The following is a 6,412-nucleotide window of genomic DNA, read 5'->3' on the forward strand; positions in this document are numbered from 1 at the left end:
TGTACCGCGCGCGACCTTCCACATCACGCGCGACATGAAGTTATGAGGCAACAGGGGCGCGCTCAAGATTTCTCCGATGCGCTTTCTGCTCCAGAATTCGTTAGATTGGACTGTCGTGGCAGCAGAAACCAAGGATAGCGCGGTGCGGGATTACCCGACCCCCAACGAGGATGCCGCCACCGGAAACACTTCGGGCTACCGTCTCGACCTTGACGGCCTGCGCGGCATCGCGATCTTCTTGGTCGCGGTCTTTCACGTCTGGTTCGGCAAAGTCTCCGGCGGCGTCGACGTCTTTCTGACGATCTCGGGCTACTTCTTTGTGTCATCGCTGCTCAAGCACGTCATCAACTGCGTACCGCAGGACGTGTCGATGCGCCAGGCCATCGATCCGTGGCCGCGGCTCAAGCGGCTGCTCAAGCGCCTCATCCCGGCGATGTACCTGCTGCTCGCGGTCGTGGTGGCGATCACCTGGTGGCTGATGCCGACGACTCGCTGGGGCAACCTCGGCGAAGAAACCATCGCCTCGGCGTTCTACTACCAGAACTATCACCTGGCCCTCGCCTCCCAGGATTACGGCGCCGCCGACTCTGCGGTAAGTCCGCTGCAGCACCTGTGGTCGATGTCCATGCAGGGCCAGTTCTTCCTCATGACCCTGCTGGTGGCACTGGCCCTCGGCGGCATCCTCAAATGGGCCGCGGCCCGCTGGCCGGCGTTCGGGACGGCCAAGAACATCAAATGGATCGTCGGGCTGTCAGTCGCTGCGGTCGCCCTGGTCTCGTTCGCCTGGGCCAACTACCGCCACGGCATCAACCAGCCGTTCAACTACTACGACACCCTCGCCCGCCTCTGGGAGCCCCTCGCTGGCGGTTTGCTGGCGATCTGGATGCCGCGCCTGGCGATGCCAAACTGGCTGCGCACCGCACTCACCGCCGTCAGCATTGGGCTGATCGCGACCTCCGGACTGTGGATCGCTGGCGTCAAGGAGTATCCGGGCCTGCTGGCGCTGGTGCCAGTCGGCGCGACGTTGATGTTGATCTGGGTCGGCTCATCCCGAACCGCACGCAGGCCGGTGCCCGGCGCCGACCTGTCTGTCGGCGGGCAACTGCTGGCCCATCCGTGGATCGTCTGGCTCGGATCGATCGCCTATGCGCTGTATCTCTTCCACTGGCCATTGCTGATCTTCTATATGAACTGGCGCTTCCAGGACCACGTCTCCTTCCTCGAAGGCACCGGGATCCTGGTGCTGTCGGTGCTCATCGCGTGGGCGTGCACCAGGTTTGTGGAAACTCCGCTACGGTCCGGACGCACCAGCGGCTTCAGCCGCAAGTACCGGCGCCTCCTGGCCGCGATACTGGTCTTCCTGTCGATCTTCGCAGGCAGCAGCGCCGTCTACTGGCAGGCCCGCGCTGCCTCCATCAGCATCGACACGACCAACCTCGATCCGCGTCTGTATCCCGGTGCTCGAGCCTTCCTCGACGGCGCGGCCGTCCCTGCGGTGCCGCCGGTGCCATCCCCCGAGGCCGCAGCCGAGGACTGGCCGCTCAACCACATCGGCTACTTCAGCAACTTCGGCGACATGTCGATCCGCGTCGGAGAGTTCGGTGACGTCAACGCGACGCGCACCATCGCCGTCGTCGGCGGCTCGCATTCCGAGCATTGGATGACGGCGCTCGATGCGATCGGCAAGGAACGCGGCTTCAAGGTCACCACCTATATGAAGGCCGGCTGCGCGCTGAGCACCGAGGCCGTCGTCGAGTACAACGGCGAGAAGCTCACCGAATGCAAAGAGTGGGTTTCCGCGGTGATGGACCGGCTGGCGGTCGACAAACCCGACGTCGTCTTCACCACGAGTACCCGCCCGATCCCCGGCGCTGAACCCGGCGACTACGTGCCCGAGGGCTACCTGGATATCTTCGAGGAATTCCGTGAGCGCGGCCAGCAGGTGATTGCCATCCGCGACACCCCGTGGGGCCTGGATCCGCCGATGAGCCCACCGGACTGCATCGCGGCCGGCCGCAAGCCCGAAGTGTGCGGCGTGACCCGCGAGCGGATGCTCTCCCCGGTCGATCCGACCGACAAGATCGAGGCGGAGTTTCCGAACATTACGTTCATCGACTACTCGAACGCGGTGTGCACCGACACCTACTGCCCCGCAGTGGTCGGCAACATCTTGGTCTGGCACGACCGTCACCACCTGACGACGGCCTTCGTCCGGAGCCTCATCCCCTACTTGGAGAAGGACATCCAACGGGCCACCGGCTGGTGGTGACGGACGTCGACGCCGACTACCAGTCGGCCTCGTCGTAGACGATCATGCCGCGAATGTTCTCGCCAGCCTCCATAGCGTCGTACGCCTTGTTGATGTCTTCGAGCTTGTAGGTTTGCGTCACCAGGTCGGCCAGGTTGAGTTGGCCGGCGCGGTACTCGTTGAGCAGCTTGGGCACTTGGGTGCGCGGACCGGCACCGCCGAAGATGGCGCCTTGGACGCGCTTTTGCAGCAGGGTCAACTCGAAGAGATTCAGCTGGACGTCCATAGCCTGGTAATCGCCCATCCCCACCACGACCACTTGGCCGCCCTTACCGGTCATCGCGAGCGCCGGCGCGATGTACTCGCCCTTCATCTCGCCAACGGTGAGAATCACCGTATTGGCCCCGGCACCCCAGGTCATTTCGCCGACTGCCGGGATCGCTTCCTCCATGCTTTCGAAGACGTGCGTCGCACCCAGCTTCTCGGCCATATCACGCTTGAATTTCACCGGGTCCACGGCGACGACGTGGCGTGCTCCGGCCGCCTTGGCACCCTGCACACTGTTAATACCCACACCGCCGATCCCCACGACGACGACGGTGTCGCCGACCTTGGTTCCGCCGATCTCGGTGGCGCTGCCCCAGCCGGTGGCGACTCCGCAGCCCAAGAGTGCGGCCGCCTGGAGTGGGATGTCGTCCTCGATCTTCACCAGCGAGGCCTCGTGGACGGTGATGTACGGCGAGAAGGTGCCGAGCAGACACATCTGCGCCAACTCTTCGCCAGCCTCGTTGGTGACCCGGTGCGTCTTGTCGGCGATAGCCAGGCCGGTCAGCAGCCCGGCGCCCTCATCGCAGATGTTCTGCTGGCCGCGTGAGCAGGGCCCGCAGACGCCGCAGGCGGGAATGAAGGCGGTGACAACGTGATCGCCTTCGGCGAAGCGGGTGACGCCCGGGCCGACGTTGGTGACAATGCCAGCGCCCTCGTGGCCGCCGACGATCGGCATCGGCACGGGACTCTGGCCGGTACGCAGATGGTGGTCGGAGTGGCACAATCCGGAGGCGACCAGCTTGACCTGCACTTCACCGGCGACGGGATCGCCGAGTTCCACCCCTTCGATCTGCCATTCTTCATTGATTCCGCGGAGCACTGCTGCTTTGGTCTTCACCTGTTCACCTTTTCCGGTTGGTCGTGCGCGTTTGCCCCCGAGATCGATAGTGGCAGCGGTCACATCCATTCGCCGCGGTACGCGAAAATCAGCCGCGCCCTACCGATGTGCGGGGCGTCCCCGGATTGCTGCCAGCGACGCCAGCCGAGCGCCCGGCCTTCTACGCTCATCCCACAGTTGCGTTGAGTATCGCGCGCGGCCGCGACAGCAGGGCTTCGCGCAGATAGTTCCGCACCGTCGAGAGCGCGCTGCACCCGTCGCACGGCGCGATCACGCCGATCACATCGATCCCCTCGGAACGGCACAGCCCGACGGCCCGGCCGATGTGGAATCCCTGCGTCACGATCAGCGCGCGGCGAATTCCGAACTCCGCCTGCGCACGACGGCAGGTTGCCGCGGTGTTCATCCCGGCCGGATCGTCGACGATGTCAGCGGCCGGCACACCACGGGCTTCGAGATATGCCCGCATCACCTGCACCTCGTTGCCCGCGTCATCGGCGTCGTTGCCGGAGTTCACTATTCGCGCGATACGTCCGCTGCGGTAGAGGTCGACGGCCACGTCGAGCCGGTTGCGCAGGTAGACGCCGGGTTCACCGTCGGCAGACTTGGCGCCGAGCACGATTAGCGTCGTGGACGATCCCGCCGGCACCTCGGCAGCGTCGACCACCCGTCCGCGCGAGACGATCAGACTCCACGCCGAACTCACGATCACGATGCACTCGATGACGACGAGGGCCCACAGCGCCAGCAGGCCGATCCGCCGTTTCGTCACTCACCCACGGTAGCCGCCCCGGAACCGGAGGTCGCCCGACCGGAGGTCCGTCTTGACGTGCCGGGCAGGCGAGTCTAAATTCACTACATGATGAATTCATTGCATAGTGAATTGCCTCGGCGATGACCGCTTCGCCCCGCACGGACGCGGTCGTCATCAAAGACCTTCGCGTCGATCGCGGAAAACTGACCGCCCTGCACGACGTCTCCCTCACCGTCCCGCGCGGATCCATCACCGGCCTCCTCGGCCCCTCGGGGTGCGGCAAGACGACACTGATGCGCGCGGTCGTCGGCACCCAGATCATCACCTCGGGCGATGTGCAGGTTCTCGGCGAGCCGGCCGGCTCCAAACAACTTCGCACGCGCGTCGGCTACGTGACCCAGGCGCCAAGCATTTACAACGACCTCACTGTGCGCGGCAACGTCAACTATTTCGCCGCGCTCTTCGGACGCTCGTCCGACGATGCGGCCGCCGCCATCGACTCGGTCGGACTCACCGACCGCAGCCAGCACACCGGGGACCAACTGTCCGGCGGACAGCGCACTCGCGTCTCGCTGGCCTGTGCGCTCGTCGCCGACCCGGACTTGATCGTGCTCGACGAGCCGACCGTCGGACTCGACCCGGTTCTGCGTGCCGACCTGTGGGACCGCTTCGCCGATCTCGCCGCACGTGGCCGCACGCTGCTGATTTCCAGCCACGTGATGGACGAAGCCGACCATTGCGACCGGCTGCTCTTGATGCGCGAGGGCCGCGTGCTGGCCCACCTCTCGCCCGCCGAACTACGCGAGCAGACCGGCGAGACCAGCCTGGAGGAAGCGTTCCTCACTCTCATCAAGACCACGGAGGTGAACCCATGAGAGCGACGCCGTATCTCGCGACGACAGTCCGGATCCTCGACCAACTCAAGGCTGATCGACGCACCGTGGCGATGATCGTCGTCGTACCGTCGTTGCTGATCACGCTGCTCTACTTCATCTACCAGGACTATCCGACCCCGCCGGGCGCACCGACAATGTTCGATCGCGTCGGGTTGAGCATGCTGGGGATCTTGCCCTTCGTGATGATGTTCTTGATCACCGCCATCGCCATGCAGCGCGAGCGGTCCTCGGGAACACTGGAGCGGTTGATGACGACACCGATCCGCAAGATCGACCTGCTCGGCGGATACGGCACGGCCTTCTCGGCCGCGGCCGCCGTGCAGGCGGCCGTCGCGTGCGCGGTGAGTTTCTGGCTGCTCGGCATGACAACCGCGGGCAGCGTGTGGCTCGTTGTCCTCGTCGCCGTCGTTGTCGCGGGTCTCGGTGTGGCCCTTGGTCTGCTGGCGAGCGCCTTTGCCCGCACCGAGTTTCAGGCCGTGCAGTTCATGCCGCTGATCGCTACACCGCAGCTGTTCCTGTGCGGTCTGATGGTGCCGCGTAATCAGTTGCCGGGTTGGCTCGAGGCGATCAGCAATGTGATGCCGCTCAGCTACGCCGTCGACGCGCTGAACCAAGTCTCGGTGCACGCCGCCCCGACCGAACAGATGTGGCGCGACATCATCGTCGTAGTCGCCTTCGCGATCGTCGCCCTCGGCCTGGGTGCGGCGACGCTGCGGCGGCGGACGCCGTGAGTACCGGCCGTACCGGACGGCGACCCGGACCGTCGAACACCCGGGAAAGCATCCTCACTGCGGCCCGCAGCCGGTTCGCTGAGGTCGGGTTCGACGCCGCGTCGATCAAGTCCATCGCTGGCCTCGCCGCCGTCGACCCGGCCCTGGTGCACCACTACTTCGGCACCAAGCGGGAGTTGTTTGTCGAGGCGGTCGCGCTCCCGGTCGACCCAGCCGTAGCCCTCGCACCGCTGGCCGACGCACCACTGGAATCAATGGGCGAGGCGCTCCTGCGAACCGTCGTCGGGATCTGGGATTCACCGGCCGGCGCGGGAGTGCTGGCCGCCTTCCGCGCGATCATCGCCGGGGGCGACGAGTCGCTGCTGCGAACCTTCCTCCTCGACGTTGCCCTCAAGGGCGTCCGCGAGCGTCTCGACGACGACGCCGAAACGCGGATCGCGCTCGTGGCCGCGCAGATGGTCGGACTGCTGGTGACGCGCAAGATCTTGTTGATCGAGCCGGTCGCGTCGATGTCGATCGACGATCTCGCCGCGGTCGCCGCGCCCACTCTCCAGCATTACCTCACCGGCCCCCTCGACTCGGCGTAGCCGACGCGTTCCGCGGAGCGCCTATCTGGCG

6 protein-coding genes are annotated in these 6,412 nt (G+C 65.6%); 4 read left to right on the forward strand and 2 right to left on the reverse strand.

Features of this window, described 5'->3' with window-relative positions:
- The first annotated feature begins 115 nt into the window (after positions 1 to 115).
- Positions 116 to 2,269, forward strand: coding sequence for an acyltransferase family protein (locus tag WAW85_RS11725; protein WP_422559785.1), 2,154 nt, complete (start codon positions 116 to 118; stop codon positions 2,267 to 2,269).
- Between the two features lie 16 nt (positions 2,270 to 2,285).
- Here WAW85_RS11725 and WAW85_RS11730 read toward each other — a convergent pair whose 3' ends face one another.
- Positions 2,286 to 3,413 carry an NDMA-dependent alcohol dehydrogenase gene (locus WAW85_RS11730; protein WP_422559786.1) on the reverse strand — a complete coding sequence of 376 codons (1,128 nt, stop codon included), beginning with the start codon at positions 3,411 to 3,413 and terminating at the stop codon, positions 2,286 to 2,288.
- 166 nt (positions 3,414 to 3,579) lie between these two features.
- A complete protein-coding gene (locus WAW85_RS11735) occupies positions 3,580 to 4,185 on the reverse strand; it encodes a SanA/YdcF family protein (RefSeq protein WP_422559787.1) in 606 nt (201 codons plus the stop codon).
- A gap of 122 nt (positions 4,186 to 4,307) precedes the next feature.
- Between WAW85_RS11735 and WAW85_RS11740 the strand changes: the two genes are divergently transcribed.
- Genes WAW85_RS11740 through WAW85_RS11750 form a run of 3 tightly spaced genes read left to right on the forward strand, consistent with a single transcriptional unit; the run spans position 4,308 to position 6,381 of the window.
- Complete coding sequence (locus tag WAW85_RS11740; RefSeq protein ID WP_422559788.1) at positions 4,308 to 5,042, forward strand: ABC transporter ATP-binding protein; 735 nt, start codon at positions 4,308 to 4,310, stop codon at positions 5,040 to 5,042.
- On the forward strand, positions 5,039 to 5,794 hold the full coding sequence (locus WAW85_RS11745) for an ABC transporter permease (protein WP_422559789.1): 756 nt from the start codon (positions 5,039 to 5,041) through the stop codon (positions 5,792 to 5,794). Before WAW85_RS11740 ends, WAW85_RS11745 begins: the two co-directional genes overlap by 4 nt.
- The gene (locus WAW85_RS11750) at positions 5,791 to 6,381 is read left to right on the forward strand and encodes a TetR family transcriptional regulator (protein ID WP_422559790.1); all 591 of its coding nucleotides are present in this window, start codon (positions 5,791 to 5,793) and stop codon (positions 6,379 to 6,381) included. Before WAW85_RS11745 ends, WAW85_RS11750 begins: the two co-directional genes overlap by 4 nt.
- Positions 6,382 to 6,412 lie beyond the last annotated feature (31 nt).

Source organism: Gordonia sp. (in: high G+C Gram-positive bacteria) (genome assembly GCF_049299075.1).
Taxonomy (GTDB): Bacteria; Actinomycetota; Actinomycetes; order Mycobacteriales; family Mycobacteriaceae; genus Gordonia.